The 21,635-nt window shown below is 28.0% G+C and carries 25 protein-coding genes, 2 tRNA genes and 1 other annotated feature; of the genes, 8 read left to right on the top strand and 19 right to left on the bottom strand.

The annotated features are described in order from the left end of the window. Window positions 1-56 precede the first annotated feature (56 nt). A complete protein-coding gene (locus Fi14EGH31_RS04010; RefSeq protein WP_117347312.1) occupies window positions 57-1,169 on the top strand; it encodes an AI-2E family transporter in 1,113 nt (370 codons plus the stop codon). A gap of 8 nt (window positions 1,170-1,177) precedes the next feature. On the opposite strand, the gene Fi14EGH31_RS04005 is transcribed toward Fi14EGH31_RS04010, so the two are convergent. Genes Fi14EGH31_RS04005 through aroF form a run of 6 tightly spaced genes read right to left on the bottom strand, consistent with a single transcriptional unit; the run spans window position 1,178 to window position 7,226 of the window. Continuing rightward, window positions 1,178-1,666, bottom strand: coding sequence for a shikimate kinase (locus Fi14EGH31_RS04005; protein ID WP_107030672.1), 489 nt, complete (start codon window positions 1,664-1,666; stop codon window positions 1,178-1,180). A gap of 2 nt (window positions 1,667-1,668) precedes the next feature. After that, window positions 1,669-2,790, bottom strand: coding sequence for a prephenate dehydratase (gene pheA / locus Fi14EGH31_RS04000; RefSeq protein WP_117829405.1), 1,122 nt, complete (start codon window positions 2,788-2,790; stop codon window positions 1,669-1,671). A gap of 2 nt (window positions 2,791-2,792) precedes the next feature. After that, window positions 2,793-3,869 carry a chorismate synthase gene (gene aroC, locus Fi14EGH31_RS03995; RefSeq protein ID WP_117347314.1) on the bottom strand — a complete coding sequence of 359 codons (1,077 nt, stop codon included), beginning with the start codon at window positions 3,867-3,869 and terminating at the stop codon, window positions 2,793-2,795. Continuing rightward, the gene (gene aroA, locus Fi14EGH31_RS03990; RefSeq protein ID WP_022001258.1) at window positions 3,853-5,139 is read right to left on the bottom strand and encodes a 3-phosphoshikimate 1-carboxyvinyltransferase; all 1,287 of its coding nucleotides are present in this window, start codon (window positions 5,137-5,139) and stop codon (window positions 3,853-3,855) included. Before aroA ends, aroC begins: the two co-directional genes overlap by 17 nt. Window position 5,140: 1 nt before the next feature. Then, window positions 5,141-6,199 (bottom strand): 3-dehydroquinate synthase, encoded by a 1,059-nt coding sequence (gene aroB, locus Fi14EGH31_RS03985; protein ID WP_118473906.1) that lies wholly within the window; start codon window positions 6,197-6,199, stop codon window positions 5,141-5,143. A 10-nt stretch (window positions 6,200-6,209) separates the two neighbouring features. After that, window positions 6,210-7,226, bottom strand: a complete 1,017-nt coding sequence (gene aroF, locus Fi14EGH31_RS03980) for a 3-deoxy-7-phosphoheptulonate synthase (protein WP_200765162.1) — start codon at window positions 7,224-7,226, stop codon at window positions 6,210-6,212. A gap of 55 nt (window positions 7,227-7,281) precedes the next feature. Then, window positions 7,282-7,523, bottom strand: a binding site (T-box leader). A gap of 87 nt (window positions 7,524-7,610) precedes the next feature. On the opposite strand from aroF, the gene Fi14EGH31_RS03975 reads away from it, so the two are divergent. Beyond that, window positions 7,611-8,219, top strand: coding sequence for a CPBP family glutamic-type intramembrane protease (locus Fi14EGH31_RS03975; protein WP_118473974.1), 609 nt, complete (start codon window positions 7,611-7,613; stop codon window positions 8,217-8,219). 117 nt (window positions 8,220-8,336) lie between these two features. Here the strand turns inward: Fi14EGH31_RS03975 and Fi14EGH31_RS03970 are convergent, their stop codons facing one another. From Fi14EGH31_RS03970 to Fi14EGH31_RS03960, 3 genes are read right to left on the bottom strand one after another with little or no spacing between them, the layout of a single operon-like run. Continuing rightward, complete coding sequence (locus tag Fi14EGH31_RS03970) at window positions 8,337-8,993, bottom strand: ABC transporter ATP-binding protein (RefSeq protein ID WP_022001326.1); 657 nt, start codon at window positions 8,991-8,993, stop codon at window positions 8,337-8,339. Window position 8,994: 1 nt separating this feature from the next. Further along, window positions 8,995-11,013: a hypothetical protein gene (locus Fi14EGH31_RS03965; RefSeq protein WP_200765161.1), complete on the bottom strand. Its 2,019-nt coding sequence runs from the start codon at window positions 11,011-11,013 to the stop codon at window positions 8,995-8,997. A 6-nt stretch (window positions 11,014-11,019) separates the two neighbouring features. Next, the gene (locus Fi14EGH31_RS03960; protein ID WP_022000926.1) at window positions 11,020-11,388 is read right to left on the bottom strand and encodes a hypothetical protein; all 369 of its coding nucleotides are present in this window, start codon (window positions 11,386-11,388) and stop codon (window positions 11,020-11,022) included. 148 nt (window positions 11,389-11,536) lie between these two features. On the opposite strand from Fi14EGH31_RS03960, the gene Fi14EGH31_RS03955 reads away from it, so the two are divergent. From Fi14EGH31_RS03955 to Fi14EGH31_RS03945, 3 genes are read left to right on the top strand one after another with little or no spacing between them, the layout of a single operon-like run. Continuing rightward, window positions 11,537-11,875, top strand: coding sequence for a PadR family transcriptional regulator (locus Fi14EGH31_RS03955; protein ID WP_117575219.1), 339 nt, complete (start codon window positions 11,537-11,539; stop codon window positions 11,873-11,875). Continuing rightward, the gene (locus tag Fi14EGH31_RS03950; protein WP_117575217.1) at window positions 11,862-12,248 is read left to right on the top strand and encodes a DUF6120 family protein; all 387 of its coding nucleotides are present in this window, start codon (window positions 11,862-11,864) and stop codon (window positions 12,246-12,248) included. Before Fi14EGH31_RS03955 ends, Fi14EGH31_RS03950 begins: the two co-directional genes overlap by 14 nt. Further along, complete coding sequence (locus tag Fi14EGH31_RS03945) at window positions 12,232-12,702, top strand: hypothetical protein (RefSeq protein ID WP_022000699.1); 471 nt, start codon at window positions 12,232-12,234, stop codon at window positions 12,700-12,702. Before Fi14EGH31_RS03950 ends, Fi14EGH31_RS03945 begins: the two co-directional genes overlap by 17 nt. Before the next feature lie 445 nt (window positions 12,703-13,147). Here Fi14EGH31_RS03945 and Fi14EGH31_RS03940 read toward each other — a convergent pair. The 3 genes from Fi14EGH31_RS03940 to Fi14EGH31_RS03930 form a co-directional block, all read right to left on the bottom strand. Next, window positions 13,148-13,221: transfer RNA gene (locus Fi14EGH31_RS03940), tRNA-Gly, on the bottom strand. A gap of 5 nt (window positions 13,222-13,226) precedes the next feature. After that, a tRNA-Leu gene (locus Fi14EGH31_RS03935) sits at window positions 13,227-13,313 on the bottom strand. 68 nt (window positions 13,314-13,381) lie between these two features. Further along, window positions 13,382-13,885, bottom strand: coding sequence for a hypothetical protein (locus Fi14EGH31_RS03930; RefSeq protein ID WP_022001186.1), 504 nt, complete (start codon window positions 13,883-13,885; stop codon window positions 13,382-13,384). 103 nt (window positions 13,886-13,988) lie between these two features. On the opposite strand from Fi14EGH31_RS03930, the gene Fi14EGH31_RS03925 reads away from it, so the two are divergent. Genes Fi14EGH31_RS03925 through Fi14EGH31_RS03915 form a run of 3 tightly spaced genes read left to right on the top strand, consistent with a single transcriptional unit; the run spans window position 13,989 to window position 16,338 of the window. Beyond that, window positions 13,989-14,570 (top strand): hypothetical protein, encoded by a 582-nt coding sequence (locus Fi14EGH31_RS03925; protein ID WP_022001187.1) that lies wholly within the window; start codon window positions 13,989-13,991, stop codon window positions 14,568-14,570. Beyond that, window positions 14,570-15,880, top strand: a complete 1,311-nt coding sequence (locus Fi14EGH31_RS03920; protein WP_200765160.1) for an RsmF rRNA methyltransferase first C-terminal domain-containing protein — start codon at window positions 14,570-14,572, stop codon at window positions 15,878-15,880. Before Fi14EGH31_RS03925 ends, Fi14EGH31_RS03920 begins: the two co-directional genes overlap by 1 nt. Next, entirely contained in the window at window positions 15,877-16,338 is a 462-nt protein-coding gene (locus Fi14EGH31_RS03915) for an HD domain-containing protein (RefSeq protein WP_117788308.1), read from the top strand. Before Fi14EGH31_RS03920 ends, Fi14EGH31_RS03915 begins: the two co-directional genes overlap by 4 nt. 290 nt (window positions 16,339-16,628) lie before the next feature. Here Fi14EGH31_RS03915 and Fi14EGH31_RS03910 read toward each other — a convergent pair whose 3' ends face one another. The 7 genes from Fi14EGH31_RS03910 to Fi14EGH31_RS03880 all read right to left on the bottom strand — a co-directional run bounded on the left by Fi14EGH31_RS03910 (window position 16,629) and on the right by Fi14EGH31_RS03880 (window position 21,611). Continuing rightward, on the bottom strand, window positions 16,629-17,285 hold the full coding sequence (locus tag Fi14EGH31_RS03910) for an alpha/beta fold hydrolase (RefSeq protein ID WP_032091678.1): 657 nt from the start codon (window positions 17,283-17,285) through the stop codon (window positions 16,629-16,631). Further along, on the bottom strand, window positions 17,285-17,998 hold the full coding sequence (locus Fi14EGH31_RS03905; RefSeq protein ID WP_117575209.1) for a lysophospholipid acyltransferase family protein: 714 nt from the start codon (window positions 17,996-17,998) through the stop codon (window positions 17,285-17,287). Before Fi14EGH31_RS03905 ends, Fi14EGH31_RS03910 begins: the two co-directional genes overlap by 1 nt. A 4-nt stretch (window positions 17,999-18,002) precedes the next feature. Continuing rightward, window positions 18,003-18,473: a dihydrofolate reductase gene (locus Fi14EGH31_RS03900; protein WP_022001192.1), complete on the bottom strand. Its 471-nt coding sequence runs from the start codon at window positions 18,471-18,473 to the stop codon at window positions 18,003-18,005. After that, entirely contained in the window at window positions 18,473-19,360 is an 888-nt protein-coding gene (thyA, locus tag Fi14EGH31_RS03895) for a thymidylate synthase (RefSeq protein ID WP_022001193.1), read from the bottom strand. The genes Fi14EGH31_RS03900 and thyA overlap by 1 nt, the downstream gene beginning before the upstream one ends. Window positions 19,361-19,435: 75 nt before the next feature. Further along, entirely contained in the window at window positions 19,436-20,107 is a 672-nt protein-coding gene (locus tag Fi14EGH31_RS03890; protein ID WP_022001194.1) for a beta/alpha barrel domain-containing protein, read from the bottom strand. Between the two features lie 10 nt (window positions 20,108-20,117). Next, window positions 20,118-21,002, bottom strand: a complete 885-nt coding sequence (locus Fi14EGH31_RS03885) for an ROK family protein (RefSeq protein ID WP_022001195.1) — start codon at window positions 21,000-21,002, stop codon at window positions 20,118-20,120. A 63-nt stretch (window positions 21,003-21,065) separates the two neighbouring features. Beyond that, entirely contained in the window at window positions 21,066-21,611 is a 546-nt protein-coding gene (locus Fi14EGH31_RS03880) for a type III toxin-antitoxin system ToxN/AbiQ family toxin (protein ID WP_022001196.1), read from the bottom strand. Window positions 21,612-21,635 lie beyond the last annotated feature (24 nt).

The raw sequence follows: 21,635 nt of genomic DNA, 5'->3' as shown, positions 1-21,635 counted from the left end.
GTAAATTTTCATTTTCTGTTCATAAATTATAGTTATAATAAATAAGAGGTGACTTTATGAATGTAAATCAAAAAGAGATAAAAAAATATATGTATTTAATAAGTTTTGCTGGTGTTGTACTAGCAATTATTTTAAATTTATCACAAGTATTTCATTTTATTCAAACTATATGGAAACTTATTGTTCCTTTTTTAGTAGGATTTTGTATTGCTTTTGTATTAAATATTATTACTAAACAATTAGAAAATACACTTTTAAAGAATAGTAAGAATAAAAGAATGTTTTCTTTTATTATTACATTAATACTATTATTTGCTTTTATTATTCTTATTTGTTTTATTGTTGGTCCTGAACTTGTTCATTCTATTAAAGAAATTATTAGATTAGCACCTAATGCTTATGATCAATTTATCCAAACATTAAAAGATAATAGAAATATAATGAATGGTAGTTTTAAAAATATGATTGATTCTATTATTTCTTTAGATATAGATTTATCTTCTTTATATAAAACTATTGTAAATAATTGGCAAACACTTTTTCATTCAGGATTTTCTATTTTATCTAATACATTAAGTAGTTTATATACCTTTTTTATTGGTCTTGTTTTTTCAATCTACCTTCTTTTTTCAAAAGAAACATTATCTAAACAAATAAAAACAACATCCCAAGTATTAATCGGTCAAGAAAAAACACAAAAAATATGTAATATCATACAATTATCTAGTCATACTTTTTCTAATTTTATTACTTGTCAATGTTTAGAAGCTTGTATACTTGGTAGTATGTTTGTTATTTCAATGTCAATTTTACAAATGCCTTATGCCTTGTTAATGGGAGTTGTCATTGCTGTTACTGCATTAATTCCTGTTTTTGGTGCTTTTATTGGTTGTTTTGTAGGAATTATTATGATTGGTATAGTTAATCCTCTGCAAGCTTTAGAATTTATTGTTTTATTTCTTGTTTTACAACAAATAGAAGGAAATTTAATTTATCCTCATGTAGTTGGTAATTCAGTTGGTCTTCCTTCTATATGGGTATTTGTCGCTGTTATTATTGGTGGTAATCTTATGGGTATATTAGGAATGTTCTTATTTATTCCACTTACATCTATTCTTTATACTTTATTTAAAGAATATATTAAAGCAAAAGGAGATAATCGTTCTTGATTATCTCCTTATTTTATATCTTCTACAATTTTATTAACAATATCATCTAATGTCCCATCGTTATCAACATGATAATGACAACTATCTAAATAAAGATCATGTCTTTCATCATAGAGTTGATAAAGTTTTTGAGGGCCATCTTTTAATAAAGGTCGATGTGCTGTTTCAACATCACTTACTATATTATCTAAAGGTCGATCAATATAGAAAACAGTACCCGCTTGTTTTAAAATATCACGATTTTCTTTTCTTTTAACAACGCCACCACCAGTAGAGATAATATAACCATCAAGTTGAGCCATATCTAAACAAGCTTCACTTTCACGATCTCTAAAATAATCTTCAGAAATATCAAACATTTCTGGAATAGTCAATTGATATTTCTTTTCAAGATATTCATCCATATCGATTACTGGCATATTCAGTTTTTCTGATAATAATTTGGAGATGGTTGTTTTACCACACCCCATGATTCCCACTAATATAATATTTTTCATTCTTACGCCCTTTTATAATTTCCCAATACTTTTAATGTTGTACTATTAGCTTTCATTTTATTGATCGCTCTTTGTATTCTTTCTTCATGCATATTTCCTTCAAAATCAATATAGAAGTAATATTGCCAATATTGTGTTTCAATTGGTCTAGACTCAATACGATCTATATTAATTTGACTTTGTTTAATTGTTTGTAACATGTTATCTAAGGCACCTACTTGATGTGGTAAAGTAAAGATAACTGAAACTTTATCACTTTCTTTTGGACAAATAAGTTCTTTAGAAATAACCATAAAACGTGTTCTATTATTTTTCTTATTTTGAACATTTTCTTTTAACATTTCTAAACCATATAATTTACAAGCAAGGGGTGAAGCAATTGCTGCTTTTGTTGGATTATTTGAATCTTTAACATATTTAGCAGCCATTGCTGTATCTTGAAATGGTCTTTGTTCAATATAGCGATGTTGATATAAGAACTCACTAGATTGTGCTAATCCTTGAGGATGTGAGTAAACTTGTCTTATATCTTCAATCTTTGTTCCTGGAAGTGCCATTAAACATTGACTAACATTTACAGCAGTTTCTCCTACAATATAAAAACCATATTTTCTAATTAAATCATAGTTATCATTAATAGATCCTGTTAAGCTATTTTCAATAGGTAAAACCCCATAATCAATTTCACCATTTTCTAATGCTACATAAACATCTTCAAAGTCTTTATAACCAATATTTCTTGTCCCTTCACCAAAGAAGTTTTCTACAGCACTTTGAGAAAATGCTCCAGCAATTCCTTGATATCCAACAAGGGGATCTTTTTTGAATTCAGTTTTAATATTTTTATCTAATTCAAGAGGTAATAAATCTGATTGATAAGATTTAGAAACAGTCATCATTTCTTGAATAAAACATCTTGCATATTCTTTAAGATTTTCATTTTCTAAACGATTTAAATTCTTTTCAATAACTTCTCTTTCTCTTTCAGGTTGAAAGATTTCTAAATGATTCGCTATTTTATATTCAACAACACTTTTTGAAAGAGACATTCTTTTTTCAAAAAGTTCCATTAATTGTTGATCTATTTCATCTATTTCAATTCTGCATTGTTTTAAATCTTTCATACTTATTCCCCCATCATATCAAGTATTCCTAAAGCCATCATCGCTTCAACAACAACAACTGCTCTTTGAACAATACAAGGATCATGTCTTCCTTTTATTTCTAATTCAACATTTTCTTTAGTTTCAACATTAATTGTTTTTTGTTTTTTAGCAATCGAAGGTGTAGGTTTAAAAGTCACTGTACAACTCACAGGCATTCCATTGGTAATTCCCCCTGTAATACCCCCATTATGATTAGATGATGTTTTTACATCCCCATTTTCATCATAATAATAACAATCATTTGCTTCACTACCAAGCATTTGATCAATCATTTCACCATCTCCAAAAGAAACACTTTTAACAGCTGGAATAGAAAACATTAAAGATGATAAATGACTTTCTAGTGAATCAAAGAATGGTTCTCCAATACCTGCAGGTACATGAAGTGCTACACATTCCACTTTTCCACCTACACTATCTAAATTTTCTCTTGCTTTTAAAATAGTTGCTTCCATTTTTTCAAAAACATCTTCTTTAATTGTTGGATATTGTTTTTGACTTAAACTTGAAAGTAATGTTTCATCTACATTATATGGAAATCTTTCATCTTTTACATTTCCAATCGATAAAATATGCGCTCCTACAACAATACCTTTTTGTTTTAATATTTGTTTAGCAATATTTCCCGCAAAAACGATTGGGGCTGTAATTCTTCCCGAAAAATGACCACCACCACGGACATCATTAAATCCTTTATATTTAATATAAGCTGGATAATCACTATGTCCTGGTCGCATATTTGTTTTAAGTAAAGAATAATCTTTAGAATGTTGATCACTATTATAGATGACTCCTGTAAGAGGTGCTCCTGTGGTAATACCATCTTGTAACCCTGATAAAATTTCTACTTGATCTGCTTCTTTTCTAGCTGTCGACATTTTGTTTTGTCCTGGTGCTCTTCTTTTCATATCACGCGAAACTTCACCTAAATCAATTTGAATACCGCTAGGAAGATTGCCAATGGTAATACCAATAGCTTTTCCATGGGATTCACCAAAAATTGTCAGTTCTATATTATTTTTATAAGTTGCCCCCATCGATTTTTCCTCCTAACATCTCGAAATCTTCCCAAAAACTTGGATAAGATTTTTTAACACATTCTTTATTATCAATAATGACTGGTTCCTTACACACTGTTGAAGCAATCGCTAGCATCATCGCCATACGATGATCATCATGACTTGATACATTTCCACCAGTTAAAGTTTCTACGCCATCTAATTCCATAGAAGATTCATGTTCAACTGCATGTGCTTTTAGTTTATTCAATTCTTCAACTGTTGCTTGAAGACGATCACATTCTTTAATACGTAAACGTCCAGCATTGATGACTTCACTATGTCCACTTGCCACTGCTAAGGCAAGAGAGACAACTGGAATAACATCAGGGCATTGACTCGCATCCACAATTGTTGCTTTTAAACCATGACTCACCACTTTAATTCCTTCATCATTTTCTACGATTTCACAATTCATTTGTTTTAAAAAATCAATTGTTGCTTTATCACCTTGTAAAGAATCTAAGTTTAAATCTAATAATGTAACATCATTTCCTAAAGCACCCGCTACTAAATAGAAAGCAGCTTGAGAAAAATCAGATTCCACACGATAATCTCTTGCCTTATATTCTTGTCTACCTCTTACAATAAATTGTTTATATTCATGATTCACAATTTCAATACCATAAAGTTTTAATACTTGTAATGTTAAATCAATATATCCTTTACTTTCAAGTGGTGTCGTAATTTCAATGATTGAATCAAATGATAATAAAGGTAAAGCAAATAATAAACCGGTAATAAATTGTGATGAAATATTACCTGGAATACGATATAAATCAGGTTTTAATTCACCCACAACATTTAAATCTAAAACATTTTCACGATATAAATAACCAATATTTTGTCTTTCAAAGATTTCATAATAGGTATCTAATGGTCTTTTCCCTAATTGTCCTCTTCCTATAAAACGTACTTTATTTTCTTTAGCAAGAGAAATAGGAACCATGAAGCGAAGCGTTGATCCTGATTCTTCACAATCAATTTGGACTCCTGGCATCGTATTATTTTTAGTAAATGTGTAATTACCATTAATAATAAGATAATCTTCATGTTGTTCAATAATTGTTCCAAGTGCTTCCATCGCACCAATTGTTGCTTTAATATCTTGAGAATATTCTATATGATCAATTCTTGAAATACCTTTAGCAAGACTAGCTGCAATAATCGCACGATGTGCTAATGATTTTGAAGGTGGAACAGATACTTTTCCTTTTAGTTTTGTAGGAATTAACTTAATTTGACTCATTTTATACCCTTTCTTTTTTTAATAAAAATTCTTGATTTGTTTGATAAACATAACTATCTCCTATTTCTTTTAATAAAACAACAGATAACGAATTATTAATATTCTTTTTATCTAAAGAAATAGCTTGAATAAGATTTTTTGTTTCAACTTGACATTCATATGGTAGATTGTATTTTTGTAAGATTTCTTTAATTTGCATGGAAGATTCTGTTTTTGTCAAATCTAAACTTTCAGCAAGTTTTGTAATTTGATACATTCCAATACCTACGGCTTCCCCATGTGAATATTTTTCATAGTGATAATATTGTTCAATGGCATGCGCATAGGTATGACCAAAGTTAAGTAATAAACGATCACCAAAATCAAATTGATCTTTTTCAACAACTTCTCTTTTGATGTTGACACAATTATATATGATTTCATCAATAAATTCATAGAGTTCTTCAAAATTTTGATAAGAATTTAATTGATCAAATAATTTTTTATCTTTAATACATCCATATTTAATGACTTCTCCCATGCCATCACTGATAAAATGTGGATCTAATGTCTTTAATGTACATGGATCAATCAAAACCATGGATGGATGATAGAAAGCTCCTACCAGGTTTTTCCCTTCAGGTAAATCAACCGCTACCTTTCCACCAACAGAACTATCCACTTGTGCAAGTAAAGAAGTAGGAATTTGGACAAGTTTTACCCCTCTTAAATAACTACTTGCGACAAATCCTGCCATATCACCAATCACACCACCACCTAAAGCAATGATTAAATCCGTTCTTGTAAGTTTAAAATCTAAACATGCTTTATAAAGTGCTGGTAACATATCAAAACGTTTTGATGTTTCTCCATGTTCTACAACAACATGACTTACTTCATAATCTTTTTCAAGATTTCTTGTTAATGCATCTCCATATAAAGGATAAACTTGATCATCGGAAATGATCATTATTTTCTTTCCTTTAAAGATTTCTTTTATTTTATCATTTGCTTTATCTAAAATATGTTTTTCTATATAAATAGGATAACTATGTTCCTTTAAATTAACGATCATTTCCATTATCATCACCTTATAATTCTTTCCCTACTGCATCAGCAATTGGTTTTAATTCTTTCATTAATTGTTCAAATTTGGCTGGTTTTAATGATTGTGGTCCATCACATAATGCTTTTTCTGGATTATTATGCACTTCGATCATTAATCCATCACATCCTGCTGCGACTGCTGCTTTTGCCATTGGATTTACTAACCACCATTTTCCTCCGGCATGACTTGGATCGATAATGATTGGTAAGTGTGTCAATTCTTTGATTACTGGGACTGCTTGTAAGTCTAATGTATTTCTTGTGTATGATTCAAATGTTCTCACTCCTCTTTCACATAGGATGACATTTGGATTCCCACTTGCCATGATATATTCTGCTGACATGATCCATTCTTGGAATGTTGCACTCAACCCTCTTTTTAACAAGATTGGTTTCTTTGTTGCTTTCCCGACTTTCTTTAACAAGTCGAAGTTTTGCATGTTTCTTGCTCCAATTTGAATCAAGTCTACTTTTTCAATGAATTCATCTAAGTATTCTGCATCCATCAATTCTGATACGATTGGTAATCCTGTTGCTTCTTTAGCTGCTACTAGAATATCTAACCCTTCTGATCCCATTCCTTGGAAAGCATATGGTGATGTTCTTGGTTTGAACGCTCCACCTCTTAATAGATTAGCTCCTGCTGCTTTGGCTGCTTTAGCGATTTCAATAACTTGTTCCTTGCTTTCTACTGAACATGGTCCTGCGATCACTGCTAGATGTCCTCCACCAATTTTAACGCCACCTACATCAATAACTGAGTCTTCTGGATGGAAAGCTCTATTAGCTAATTTATATGGTTCTGATACATGCATGACCTTTTCTACAGCTGGATCAACTTCAATCGATTCTGGATCTACTTTTGTTGTATCTCCAATAATTCCAATAACTGATTGTGTTGCCCCATTTACAACATTTACTCTTAACCCTAATTTTTCTACTGATCCTGATACTTTTTCTACATCTTCTTTAGATGCTGTTGATTTCATTACAATAATCATATTACTTGTCCCCTTTTCTTCATTTCCCTTGATATAAATAAAAAAGCTCTCATCCTCTAAGGACGAGAGCTATAGCTTCGTGATACCACCTTTGTTTATTAGTATATTACTATACTAACCTCATCGAGTACAATCATACTCTTCCACTTTAACGGGTGTAACCGGAGATGCCTACTTAAAACTGTTCAACACTCTACTCCAAGATGAATTCAACAAAAATCTCTACTTTCCTTTTCACCTACCAGGAAATCTCTACGCTAAAGATCAACGTCTACTCTTTCTTTTCACAGTATTTATATCAAATGTGATTACATTTTATACAAATTGTTATCATCTGTCAACCATTTGTTTTAAATATAATAAAAACTCTATTTTGTTGGTTATTTGCTTATAGGAAGTTTTATTATATCTTTAACACCTACAAAATATCAAATATATACTCGATTAGTTGTATCTTTGATTCTTTTCTTTTCAATGATTAGAATATCTAGAAAAGAGTTTGACAATATTATTGAACAGATCAATGAGGTATTGGATACTGGAGCATTTATTACAGCGGTAGTAACATTTATGATCTTTGCAATAAATATTGCTTTAACATTTTTATCTTATACCTTATTTAAACAAACTACTGTTAATAACAATATTATAAGTATGCTCTATTCAAAGCATCCTTATATTACAGGATTGATTGTTATATTGCTTCTTCCTTTTGTAGAAGAAATTCTATTTAAAGCTCAAATATTTAAAAATACAAAGTTTTTAGATAATCATAAAGTAATTAAAACAATTATTATCGCCCTACTCTTTGCATGTTTTCATTGTATAACTGAAATAGTAACATTAAATTATAAAGTTATTATTTCAATGATAAATTATATATTATTTTATTCAATAACAAATACGATCTACATACGTAGCAATTACAATATTATGAAACCAATTGCTATACATATGTTACTTAATGCTTTATCACTAATAATTTCATTATAAACGTGTAAATAATCAATTTTATAATGTTAAAAAAGGACTGTACAAAATCATATTCAATACCGTAACAGTCCTTTTACTGTAAAATCATTTATTCATTTTTTATACTACTATTTATATTTATGCACTTATTTGGTTAATATTTTTATCAGCTAATCGATATTTATGATGAGCAATTGACTCAACTGCTTGATCATGAGTAACAATAATAATTGTTTTCCCATTTTCATTTAATTGTTTCAATAAATCTAAAATAATCATTTTATTTTTAGAATCAAGATTACCTGTCGGTTCATCACATAAGATGATTTCACTAGGTTTTACAAATGCTCTTGCAAAGGCTACCCTTTGTTGCTCTCCTCCTGATAATGAGCTTACTTTTTCATTTTTTAGTTCTTCTAAATGAAGTTGTTTTAAAATAGATTCAATCTTTTTATGATGATTCCCTTTTGTATATTTTAATCCCAGTTCTATATTTTGATAAACTGTTTCATCATCAATTAAGGCATAATTTTGAAAAATATAACTGATGTCATTTCTTAAAATCAACATAGCTTGTCTAGTATTTGGTTTTACATTTTGATAATCAAGAATATTGATTGCTCCTGCTGTTGGTTTTAAAAGTAAGCCAATAATATTTAAAAGGGTTGATTTCCCTGAACCACTTTCTCCCATAATCGTGTTGATCGTTCCTTTTTCAATAGCTAGATCAAGATTTTCAAATAATACTTTTTGATTAAACTGCATTTTGATATCTTCTAGTTCTAAAGCATTCATTTTACGAACCTCCCTTTAGATAATAGACCGTTTTTACATTATAAATATAATATGTCACATATATATGTAATAATCCATCAAACAATAAGAATAATACTGGAACCAGCAAATATTCTCTACATAAAACTAAAACTGGTAGATAACATACTAGCAATTCTAAATATAAATTTTTAAAGATATCCCATCTGTTTAACCCCATGATCTTTTTGACCATTACCTTTTTCATATTTAATTTTATATAAAAACAATAATTTTCATAAAGAATCATGATTATCAACAAAACTGTCAATAAAGTAATGATTGTATTTTTAAAAATATAATATGGTGAGCGTAATTCAGTTTGTTTTATATAGTCATCTAAAGAATACCATTTCAATGTTCCTTCAAAACGACTTCCTTTAACAATTTTATCAACTTGATGAATTGTCTTTTTTATATAGATATTAATATAAGAATTTCTTTCTTTTCTTTGATAGTATTTTCCATAAACAAATAGAATTGCCTTGTCATTTGTTTCTTCACAACTACTTGCATCTAAATTTCTTAAATGAGGTTGTTCATTATTTATAACAACTTTTTCTAGTTTCATATTTCTTTCTTGTAAAAATTGTTGGATATCAATATCTTTTAACGATTCAGGAACAAGAACAAAACATTGGTCTGTCTCTAAATTAATATTGAGTTTTTTTCCGCTTATATCAATCATTGGAAATTGTTTTAAATATTGATAATTTACAATATATTCATCAACATTTTCCCTAAACGGTTGCCACATAAAAGAAATAGCACCATTTTTTTCTAGCAAGTCATAATAATACTGATATTCTTGAATACTTGAATTTAATTTTCCATCAAAAACATCATTTAAACTATAATTAAAATCCTGATAATGATAATCCATCGTATAGATATTTATATAATCTTCTATTCCTTGATAATTAGACTTAACATACTGTAAATTTTGAAAATCATTGATAAGTATTTGATTATATTGAACTATCAAAGGCATCAGAAGCAACATAAATATAAGTTTTGCTATATAATTTATATTTAAGAAAATCTTTAGGCTTTTATTTCCATATAAACCATCCAGCTTAAAATGTATTGACAAATAAATTGTCATAATAATCAATATTACAATAAGGCTTACGATTTCTAGTAAACTGATTACAAATAAACTGAAAATCATTTTATTTGTAAAAACATTGATGTTTTCTACAAAGCAAACAAATAAAACAACAGGAACTAAAACTGAGAATATCATTCCTAATAAAAATGTCTTCAAATATAAATCTTTAACAATCTCTATTACGCTTACACCATTTAAAAAATAAATCATATGTGTTTTTTTATTTTTTGTTATCCATCCTATGATAATCAATAAAAATACAATAGCGCAAATAACAAACATAGTCATATTAATACTTACATGATTATTATCACTTTCATGTTCATCTATTTCCATCTTTTCATTTCTTTTTATTGGATATTTTATATCTAATTCTTTTAAAAATGATGAAATCATTTTATTATTTCCACTAAAATAATAATCCCCTACTACATCATGATTATTATACAAATATGATATTGGTTTTATATTTAAAAATATATTTTTACCCATTGAAAACAATGAAATTGCATTTTTATTTTTGTCTAAATTAGAATAATATTTTTTTTGCTTTAAATCACCGAAATCAATATCTTTATCTACGATAATATCACATAGATCATGAATATTTTCATGGGAATAAATATAATAATTATATATTTCTCTTTTTTCATCAAAATCAGATTTTACGACAGTAACTTTATATTTATCAGCCAATGTAGATAAGTCATTTATAAAGTCTTTATTATTTTCATAATTAGTCTGTTCAAAAGTAACTATATTATTAAATTTATTATTTATCGAATCGATTCCATATAAATTATCCTCATGCGTTGTTTGATACTTATTATAAATATCATAAAACAAGAAAGATGAAACGATAATAATAATCCCTGTAAATATTTTTTTCATAAAAATCTATGATTCTACTCTTATTTTATGAGTATGTGCTTTTTTTGATCTAACAGTTACTTTTGATTTGACATAAGAACTAGTAAGACTTTGTGGACCAACAAATTCCCCACCATTTACAACGCTTACATAAGCACAAAAATATTGATTTCCATTTCGTACAGTTCTTTTTGTCCAATGATTTCCTGATTTATCAGTCAAATTATTTTGAGTCCATCCTCCTGAATAAGCTGAAAAAGAATCAGCTTGATAAAAACCTGGATAGTCCTTACCATCTGCATGATTTTTTACACCTGCATCACGAAATGCAAAAACAGAACCTGAAGCTAACATAACCATACTTAATACTAGTGAAGCAATACTTTTTTTCAACATGATTATTTCCTCCTTTATTTATTTTTAGGTAAGCGCTTTCTTTGATTACAGTCTAGCATAAATAAATCATATGTCAACAAATACTTATCTTATATAGGCATTGAATTAAATATGTTATATGTTTATAATTAAATTAGGTGATAATGATATGGCTAAAAATACAAAAGGCTTTTTCAAAATGGAAATGTTATTATTAAAAATAATAAGCGAAGGTGATTGTTATGGATATCAAATAGTACAAACTTTAGATAAAATCTCTAATGGAACAATACATATTGCTGAGGGAACAATGTACCCTATTTTATATAGATTATTAGATGAAGGTTTAATCAGTGATGAAAAAAGACTTGTTGGTAAAAGACAAACAAGAATTTATTATCATATTGAAGAAAAAGGTATTGTACATATGCAGAAACTATATGAAGAATATTTAACAATGATTAATAGTATTGAAAGAATTATGGAGAATAAATATGAAAGTGAATAGAAATGTAAATAAATATATCAAAGATTGTAAACATTTTTTCCCATTTTTATCAAAAAACGAAAAAATCTTTTTAAAAAGATTAAAAACAAATATTATTGAAAATATCGATTCTGATAATATAACTTATGATGATTTATGTAATGAATTTGGTTATCCTTCTGATATTATTATTTCCTATTTTGAAGATCAAGATGCTAATTATTTAATTAAACAATCTCATATAAAAAATATTTTGAAAAAAGCAATCATTTTTTGCACTATAGCTGTTCTAATATGTTGTTTATGGCGTGGAATACTTATTTATAAAAGCTATCGTGATTCTGAAAATTCAAAAATCAAAAATATAGAGTATACAATTGAAGAGAAGAATTAATTATGAAAAAAATTATTACAATACTAACAATCTTAAGCAGTATTTTATTCTTATCATTTCCTGTGTTTGCATTAGAACAAAAAAAGAAATTATTCAATTAGATAATGGATACTATCTTGAAACAATTATAGAAGAAACTCCTACAACAAGAGCATCTAATCAAAAAACAGCTAAAAAAACAGGAAATTACAAAAATGCTCAAGGAACAACAATGTTTAGTGTAACTGTAACTGGCACTTTCACATACACAGGTTCTTCATCAACATGTACAAAGTCTATTGCCAGTGCTACATCTAAAAATGCAAATTGGAAAATTTCTTCAAAAAGTGCTTCCAAATCAGGAAATAAAGCTACTGCAAAAGCAACAGCAAAAAGATATGTAGATGGAACAGCAGTAGAAACACAAAATTGTACTGTTACATTAACTTGTAGTTTAAACGGTTCTTTATCTTAAAAACATTATTTTAGGATAAAACATAATTTTCATCAATTTAACTTTTTACTTCTTATTCAATCATATTATCTATTTTGCTATACATAAATAATAAAAGCTTCTTGATATAAAAAAATATGAGCCAAGTTGGATATAAAAAAATATGAGCCAAGTTGGTTCATATTTTTTTATTTTTCTTCACACGTTTACGTATTTTAAATCTAATAGAGTTATTTAATATTTTTTATTTATTAGTATAAAAATACGTCCAAGACTTCTCAAAATATTACACTATTAGTATAATTTATATGTAATGTTAATAACAAAAAAAAGGTAATAAAACATGATAATATTTTTTTACATTGTAATATTTATAATTGCAATTATTTATTTTGCACATGAGTTTTTAAAAAAACTAAAATAAAACATATAATAAAAACATCTCATTAGAGATGTTATCATCACTTGGAGCGGGTGATGGGAATCGAACCCACGTAGTCAGCTTGGAAGGCTGAAGTTCTACCATTGAACTACACCCGCAAGTATGGTGCCCGAAACCGGACTCGAACCGGTACAGCTGTTACACCGGCAGATTTTGAGTCTGCTGCGTCTACCAATTTCGCCATTCGGGCTTGTGTGCCTTATCATTATAACAAGACCTTTATTATAAAACAAGCAAAAAATAAAAAAAGAGTATTCCCTACTCTAATTTATCTTTAAAATCATTCCATTTTTCTTCTGTGAAATTTTTTACACGATCAATCCCATTTTCTACATCATCTACAGCATCTTGAAAAATACCTTCCCCATTTCCATAATAATGCATCATCAATGTTTTCGTTTTCTTTCCTAATTCTAAAATTTCTTTTTCTTCACTTGATAACTTTTGATCTGTATTTTTTTCTATATACTCTAATCGACTCGCAGCTGCGTAAACTTTTTTAGCTTCTTCTTGATTATCTTGAGTAATTCCTTCTTTTATTTTATCATAACCATCTAAAATTGTTTGTGTCAAGGCTTTAACATCTTGTTTAGAAGTATCATTTTCAACATCTTGATCTATTTGATCAAAATCATCCTTTACATCATCCCACGCAATTTCTACGTTTCCTTTAAAACCACTATCAGTTGTTTGATTTCTACAGCCTGTTAAAGTAAAAGTACAAGTTATTAAAAGTATCAAAGTTATAATATATCTTTTCATTTTATTCCTTCTTTCATTTCTAGTATGTCCTTGATATTTTATTTCATACTTTTATTGAAGAAAAAGCATGTTTTCGATAAAATATAAAAAAAGAGGAATGCTTATGACAAATAAAGAAAGATTTATAGAATTATATAAAACAAATATAAAAAGACCTGGAAGTGAAAAACTTCTTGAATATTTATTATCTCCACATTCTGATTTCTTTGAAGCACCTGCCAGTGCACGATTTCATGGAAGCTATGATGGTGGATTACTTGAACATAGCTTAAATGTTTATGATTGTTTGAAAGATTATCTTCAAAGAGAAAGAGTGAAAGATACATATCAAATGAATTATAGTGAAGAAACAATTGCGATTGTTTCATTATTACATGATTTATGTAAAATTAACTGTTATAAAAAGGGAACACGTAATGTTAAAAAAGATGGTCAATGGATTCAAGTACCAAACTATGAATATGATGATCAATTGCCTTATGGTCATGGTGAAAAAAGTGTTTATATGATTAGTGGTTATATGCGTCTTACAAGAGAAGAAGCTTTTGCGATTAGATATCATATGGGCTTTTCTGGAAATGAAGATGCTAGAAATGTTGGAAAAGCTTTTGAAATGTTTCCTATTGCTTTTGCATTAAGTGTTGCCGATATGGAAGCAACTTATTTTATTGAGGGGAAAAAATAATGAATGAATTATTTATTAAACGAATGAAAGAATTATTAAAAGATGATTTTGATGCTTTTATTAATTCTTTAAATGAAAATGAAGTTAAAGGATTTTATTTAAATCCTTTAAAAAAGGATGTTTTAAATCATTTAAATCATCAATATATAGAAAAACATCCTTATGTAGATGGTGGTTATTATTTTGATTATCTTCATTATCCACTAGGTAAAAGTCCTTATTTTATGTGTGGACTTTATTATATTCAAGAACCAAGTGCTATGAGCGTAGCCGCTTGTTTAGATATTAAAGAAAATGATTATGTTTTAGATATGTGTGGTGCTCCTGGAGGTAAGACGTGTTATGTTGCCAGCCGTCTTTCTAATGAAGGATTAATGATTGCTAATGATATTTCTAAATTACGTGCTTCTATTTTATCAAGTAATATTGAAAGATTTGGTTTAAAAAATACAATTGTGACGAATTGTGATCCTTTAAAAATGAAATTTGAAAGTTTCTTTGATAAAATCATTTTAGATGCTCCTTGTTCTGGAGAAGGTATGTTTAGAAAAGATAAAGAAGCAATTGATACTTGGTCAATGCAAAAGATAAATGAGTGTGCTTATATTCAAAGAAACTTAATTGATCAAGCATATAAGATGCTTAAAAAAGATGGCATTTTAATTTATTCTACATGTACTTATTCTTTAGATGAAAATGAAAAACAAGTTGAATATATGATCAATGAATTAGGTATGAAATTACTTCCAATTAATAAAAAAGAAGGAATGTCTGATGGTTTTATTGAAGGAACCATTAGAATGTATCCTCACATTAATCGTGGTGAAGGACAATTTATAGCCATGTTACAAAAAACAACAGAAACAGCTATTTCAAAAGAAAAAATTTTAAAACCAAATTTAAAGAAAGAACAGCTACAACTTGTTCAAAAGTTTTATCAAGAAAACTTAAATATTCCTGTACCACCTTATCTTTATCAATCAAATAATCATGTCTATGCTATTTTAAATCATTTTCCTGAACTTCCAATCAAAGTTTTAAGAAATGGTCTTTATTTAGGAGAATGTAAAAAAGGAAGATTTGAACCAAGTCTTTCACTTGCTCTTACTTTAAATAAAGATGATGTTAAAAGATCTTATAATTTTAAATGTGATAGTCAAGAAGTAAAAGATTATCTTTCTGGTTTAACTTTAAAAGGAAATAATAATAAAGGATATGGTATTATTTTTGTTGATGGTTATCCACTTTCTTTCTATAAAGAAAGTAATAATCAAGTTAAAAATTTATATCCTAAAGGACTTAGACGATGAAAAGATATTTAGAAATTGAAAAAATCGTATATCAAGAACTTGAAAAAAACTGTTTTGGAAACAAAAAAAGACAAGGCTATCGTCATCTATTTGGCGTTTCAACCTTATGTATTGCCTATAGTCAGTATGTACAATTAGACTGTGAACTATGCGCTATTATGGGACTTTTACATGATTATTCCGTTTATAAAAACAATACCTCATTTAATCACGCTCAACTTTCAAGTGAACTTGCTAGAAAGATGTTAGAAGAAAGTTTATTGTTTGAAAATGAAGAAATAGATATTATCGTTCAAGCTATTAAAAATCATTCAACTAAAAATAAAATTCATGATCAATATAGTGAACTACTTAAAATGTGTGATGTTTTAGAAACTTATTATCATGATCCTGATTGTATTTTTGATGAATATCATCAAAAATATATTGAAAAAGCATCATTACTTCTTAACAAATAAAAAAAACTTAATGGTTCTTTATTTCAGACTGTTGACAAATAAAAACAACAGTCTTTTCTTTTGTAAAATAAAAAGACATTAAAAATAGAAATTTTAAGTATCTTTATAATACAATTATTCTATTATAAGAAACAATTGTATCTAATTAAAACAATTCCTCAACTATAACATTCGAGGAATTAATTAGTAGAAAATATATATTATTGATAAGAGATCAATATTCTATTTTTTAGTTAGAATTTATAACAAAAAAGGATGTTACGATTTTAAATTATTTCGTAACATCCCCTTTATTTTAATTCTTCTAATATAATTTTAGCAATCTTTTTGTTATGAATAATATAACTGCTATGATCTTCTCCTTCGAGAATTCTAAACTCACAGTTTTTAATATGATGTGAAATACGTTCAATATGATCTAATTTAATTAAATCATCACTTCCTGCAAGTAGTAATGTTTTAGCTTCTATTTGATGAAGTTGTTGATTAGAAATATGGGGTTCTTCTAACATCATTCTAATTAAAGGATTTTTTGTTTTTTGATATTGCTCCTTCATTTCTTGATAAACTTCTAATATAACACCATTGGGTTTAACATTGACTCCTGCAAGAATTAAATGATCTACAAGTTTTGGATAAAGACTTCCTATTAATAAACCAATAATTGCTCCATCACTACTTCCCATTAAAGAAACATCTTTTAATTCAAGTTGTTCAATCATTTCTTGAATATCCTTTGCCATATCTAGATAATGATATTCTAGAACTTTATCACTTTGACCATGTCCTCTAGAATCAACAGCATAAACAGTATAATGCTTTTTTAATAATTCTATAGCTTCATCAAAAATACGATGATCTTCTTCATTTCCATGAAGTAAAATTAAAGGTTTCCCTGTTCCTTGTTTTTCATAAAACAAGCGCACACCATTTACATGTATAAACATTAACAATACTCATCCATACACGCTTGAATTCTACTTTGAACAAGAGCAGCAATTTCAGGTGTTTTTAAATCTTTATATTCATCATATTCAATTGGTTTTAAATAATGAATTTGTGCTTTTACGGGTTTAATTGTATTGTTATCAAATACTTGATAACAATCAATCATTGCTACTGGAACAATTGGACAATGAGATTTTAAAGCAATTTTAAAGGTTCCACCTTTAAATTCACCTATTTTATTACCTTGTTTAGAACGTGTTCCTTCTGGATAAATAACATAATTCATACCAGCTTCTATTTCTTTAGAAACGTTTTTAACCATTTTGGCACCATCTCTAATACTACTACGATCCAAAGCATAATAGTCTAATGTTTTAACAACATCTTTAATTAAAATTGTAGATGCTAATTCTTTTTTTAATACAAATTTAGCTGTTTTATCATGTGTTTTAAAAACAGCCACAATATCAAATAATCCTTGATGATTAGGAGTAATGAGATATCCATTTTCTTGAGGAAGATTTTCTAAACCATAACATTCTAAATCTACTCTTGCTTTTTTAACAATTTCATCAGCAACATTATGTATAAATTGATATCCTTCATCAATTGTTGGATATTTTTCTTTATTTTGATATTGTTTTAACTTATAAAACCACCAATAAGGTAATTTAAAAATACATCTTAAGACAACTAAAATTATTCTTTTCATATCATCATCCCTTTTTATAGATTTGTAAGACAAATGTTTCCATTTGTGTTTCTTTTTCTAATTGAAAATTATATTCGTCAAAACTTGGAAAATAGGTTTCACCTTCATGTTTTCCTGGTATTCTAGAAATCATTAGTTCATCTACATAAGGAAGTGCTTGCTTATAAATAGAAGCCCCTCCACAAATAAATAAATCTTCCTTTTTATTTTTATATTCTTGAATCGTTTCTACTAAATCATGTCTTACTTCTACACGTTCATCATCTAATTCACCACGGGTTACAACAATTGTTTTTCTATGAGGAAGTGGTCTTCCTATTGCCATGTATGTTGTTTTTCCCATTAAAATTGTTTGATGAAGTGTTGTTTTTTTAAAATGTTGTAAATCTTCTTTATTATGCCAAGGCATTCCATTAGAAGAGTCTTTTTTACCAATTAATAAATCATCATCTGTTGCTACAATAATAGAAATCATTAGACACTCACCTTTCCAACAAGTCTACCATGAGATTGATAATTTTCAATTTTAATATCATCTATTGTAAAATCAAAAATAGATTTAACTTCTGGATTTAAAACAAGTTGACATTTAGGATAAGGAGTTCTAGAAATTTGTTCCTTAACAACATCAAAATGATCTTTATAAATATGAGCATCTCCTATAGTATGCACAAATTCTTTTGGTTTGTACCCACATACTTGAGCAAGCATTGCTGTAAATAAAGCGTAAGATGCAATATTAAATGGTACTCCTAAAAATGTATCTGCACTTCTTTGATATAATTGACAACTTAAATATTTTTTATCATTGCTTACATAAAATTGTAAGAAAGCATGACATGGTGGAAGTGCCATTTCATCAACTTCTGCTGGATTCCAGGCACAAATAATATGTCTTCTTGAAAATGGATTATTTTTTAATGAATCAACAAGTTTTGCTACTTGATCAACACCTTCATTATTAAAATTACGCCATTGTCTACCATAAACTGGTCCTAATTCACCATATTTAACAACAAATGGATCATCTGCTGGTAATTCTTTGATTTTAGCAACAAATTCTTCTAAAGTTTCTCCATGAAAATCTTCACTTTTCTTAAAAGCTTCATAAGGCCATTCATTCCAAATCTTCACATTTCTATCAACAAGATATTTTATATTAGTATCTCCTTTAATAAACCATAATAATTCTTCAGCAATAGGTCTTAAAAACATTTTCTTTGTTGTAAGTAAAGGAAAACCATCTGTTAAATCATAACGTGTTTGATAACCAAAAACACTACGTGTTCCTGTTCCTGTACGATCATCTCTATCTTGACCATTTTCTAATATATATTGACACATATCTAAATATTGTTTCATTTCATTCACCTCTCTTTGTCAATTATATAGAAAATCATTTCAATTGTCATCTACAAAAAAAGAGGATTTCTCCTCTTAATCATATCTATGTCGATATTCTTCCATCATTCCTTTAAAGATTTCACCATTTGTAGGTGGTGTAAAGGTTACAGCATTTGCTCCTGCTTGAATAACTTCTCTAACTGTTTCTTCTGTTGGTCCACCAGTAGCAATAATAGGGAAATTAGGATCAATTTCTCTTAATTTTTTAACAATTTTAACAGTATCTTTTCCTCCAGATACATTTATAATATTTGCTTTCGTATGTAACATTCTTTTTTCTAAATCTTCATTTAAAGAAACAATTGTTAAAACAACAGGAATATCAATATCATCTGCAAGATTTTGAACAAATTCAGTTGCTGTTGGTGCATTTAAAACAACAGCTGTTGCTCCATGTAACTCTGCATCTAAAGCAATCGATTCAACACGTTTACCGGCAGTTGTTCCACCACCAACACCAACAAAAACAGGTCTTTGAGCAACTGAAATAATTGCTTCTGTAATTTGAATTGTTGGTGTAAAAGGATAAACCGCAATAACAGCATCCGCATTACAATTAGCAATCACCGCTACATCTGTTGAAAAAACCAGTGATTTAATCCTTTTTCCATTAATTAAAACTCCTGTAGCTTCACGATAAACTTCAGGTACAAGAATTGTATGACTTCTCAGTTGTGTATTAATTTTAGGTATTGCTTTATTCATAAAATCCTCCTTAATGTCTTTGAATATAATGATATGTTGCTCCAATTAAATTCGCATCATTTCCAAATTGACATACTTTAATATTTGGTCGTACATGTGCATGCGTTAATTGAGAAAAAATAATATCTAATTGTTCATTGACTTTATCTAATAAATCACTTCTTGATGAAATAGCTCCACCAATAATAATCATGCTTGGATCATAAGCATATTGTAAATTATAAATACCCATTGCAAGAGTACGATAATATTCATCAACATATTTTTTATAAACTTCATTATTATCCGCTTGATCAAAAACTTCTTTACCATCTAAAGTATGATAATCAACGCCTAGTTCCTTAGCCACTCTTTTAGTTACCGCAACTGTTGATCCATCATCTGACCATGTATAATATCTCTTTTCATCTTGATCATATCTCATAATCATATAACCAAATTCTCCACCATGTAATGCATTTCCATGATGAACATGACGATCTTTAATAACTGCTCCACCAATTCCTGTTCCACTAACAATAAAACAGCAATCATTTTCATGACATGCAACACCTTTCCATACTTCTGCAAGGGCTGCACAGTTAGCATCATTTTCAAATTCAACATCTTTATTTAAACGTTGTTTTAAATCTTCTTTAATATTTGGACCATGAATATAATCGATAGCACTTGAACCATAAATAATACCACCATCACTATCAACAGCTCCTGGCATTGATAAAGCAATTCCTTCTATATCTTGATATTCATGAGCTACATTTTCTATTTCTTGATACATTTTTTCTAATGTATCTGGTGTTTTAAATTTATTTGATGAAGACACTTCTCCTTCTTCATTTACAACAGCATATTTGACAGATGTTCCCCCAACATCAAACGCTAAATATTTTTTCATAAGCCTCTCCTTTCGTTTCTTACATTATTATAGTATATTTTTTTGAACAAATCATTAACATCCTTATTTTATAAACACCTTATTCCATTCATCACAATTTCTTTCCAATAATTCAAAATCAACCGTTGCTAATTTTATATAATTATAAGAAGATTTTCTTTTTTTCAGTTTATAAACAATTTGTGCTCGTCTCAATATATCCTCTTGATTTTTAAAACTTCTTAAAACCTGAACTTGATCTATTAATAATCCCTTATACTTTAAATCTTTTTCTAAAAAAATATTAAACTCATGATAACATCCTTCAGGAACAGGAATCATATTATTAAATAATAACTTTCCTAGATATGATTCAACCGTTGGATTTCCATTAAATATTCTTTTAATAGTTGGAACTCGTGTAAATTGAACTTTTTTATGACCATCTTGATCATTAAAATAATCTCTTTTATCAGGTGAAGATAAGGGAACAAAATACTTATAACCATTTATTAATACTTTTATAGCAATAAATTTTCTTTGATGATTTCCACTATTATGTATTAAAACTTTTGAATCTGCTTTGTATAAATATTCCATATATTGACTATCAATTTCATATAATTTCATAAATATAGTTCCTTTTAGATAATA

The sequence above is a fragment of the Faecalibacillus intestinalis genome (assembly GCF_015097455.1).
Lineage (GTDB): Bacteria > Bacillota_I > Bacilli_A > Erysipelotrichales > Coprobacillaceae > Faecalibacillus > Faecalibacillus intestinalis.
This window is presented reverse-complemented; position numbering and strand designations above follow the sequence as displayed.

Bases quoted from the DNA above. Each gene is read 5' to 3' on its own strand.
- Fi14EGH31_RS04005 (WP_107030672.1), bottom strand. From the start codon at position 1,666: ATGAAAAATATTATATTAGTGGGAATCATGGGGTGTGGTAAAACAACC.
- aroA (WP_022001258.1), bottom strand. From the start codon at position 5,139: ATGAGTCAAATTAAGTTAATTCCTACAAAACTAAAAGGAAAAGTATCT.
- Fi14EGH31_RS03955 (WP_117575219.1), top strand. From the start codon at position 11,537: ATGGCTAAAAATACAAAAGGCTTTTTCAAAATGGAAATGTTATTATTA.
- Fi14EGH31_RS04010 (WP_117347312.1), top strand. From the start codon at position 57: ATGAATGTAAATCAAAAAGAGATAAAAAAATATATGTATTTAATAAGT.
- aroC (WP_117347314.1), bottom strand. From the start codon at position 3,869: ATGGGGGCAACTTATAAAAATAATATAGAACTGACAATTTTTGGTGAA.
- Fi14EGH31_RS03965 (WP_200765161.1), bottom strand. From the start codon at position 11,013: ATGAAAAAAATATTTACAGGGATTATTATTATCGTTTCATCTTTCTTG.
- Fi14EGH31_RS03960 (WP_022000926.1), bottom strand. From the start codon at position 11,388: ATGTTGAAAAAAAGTATTGCTTCACTAGTATTAAGTATGGTTATGTTA.
- Fi14EGH31_RS03925 (WP_022001187.1), top strand. From the start codon at position 13,989: ATGACAAATAAAGAAAGATTTATAGAATTATATAAAACAAATATAAAA.
- Fi14EGH31_RS03920 (WP_200765160.1), top strand. From the start codon at position 14,570: ATGAATGAATTATTTATTAAACGAATGAAAGAATTATTAAAAGATGAT.
- pheA (WP_117829405.1), bottom strand. From the start codon at position 2,790: ATGAAAGATTTAAAACAATGCAGAATTGAAATAGATGAAATAGATCAA.
- Fi14EGH31_RS03930 (WP_022001186.1), bottom strand. From the start codon at position 13,885: ATGAAAAGATATATTATAACTTTGATACTTTTAATAACTTGTACTTTT.
- thyA (WP_022001193.1), bottom strand. From the start codon at position 19,360: ATGAAACAATATTTAGATATGTGTCAATATATATTAGAAAATGGTCAA.
- Fi14EGH31_RS03970 (WP_022001326.1), bottom strand. From the start codon at position 8,993: ATGAATGCTTTAGAACTAGAAGATATCAAAATGCAGTTTAATCAAAAA.
- Fi14EGH31_RS03910 (WP_032091678.1), bottom strand. From the start codon at position 17,285: ATGTTTATACATGTAAATGGTGTGCGCTTGTTTTATGAAAAACAAGGA.
- Fi14EGH31_RS03950 (WP_117575217.1), top strand. From the start codon at position 11,862: ATGAAAGTGAATAGAAATGTAAATAAATATATCAAAGATTGTAAACAT.
- Fi14EGH31_RS03915 (WP_117788308.1), top strand. From the start codon at position 15,877: ATGAAAAGATATTTAGAAATTGAAAAAATCGTATATCAAGAACTTGAA.
- Fi14EGH31_RS03890 (WP_022001194.1), bottom strand. From the start codon at position 20,107: ATGAATAAAGCAATACCTAAAATTAATACACAACTGAGAAGTCATACA.
- Fi14EGH31_RS03900 (WP_022001192.1), bottom strand. From the start codon at position 18,473: ATGATTTCTATTATTGTAGCAACAGATGATGATTTATTAATTGGTAAA.
- Fi14EGH31_RS03880 (WP_022001196.1), bottom strand. From the start codon at position 21,611: ATGAAATTATATGAAATTGATAGTCAATATATGGAATATTTATACAAA.
- aroF (WP_200765162.1), bottom strand. From the start codon at position 7,226: ATGATTATTGTAATGAAATCAACAGCATCTAAAGAAGATGTAGAAAAA.
- Fi14EGH31_RS03885 (WP_022001195.1), bottom strand. From the start codon at position 21,002: ATGAAAAAATATTTAGCGTTTGATGTTGGGGGAACATCTGTCAAATAT.
- aroB (WP_118473906.1), bottom strand. From the start codon at position 6,199: ATGGAAATGATCGTTAATTTAAAGGAACATAGTTATCCTATTTATATA.
- Fi14EGH31_RS03905 (WP_117575209.1), bottom strand. From the start codon at position 17,998: ATGAAAAGAATAATTTTAGTTGTCTTAAGATGTATTTTTAAATTACCT.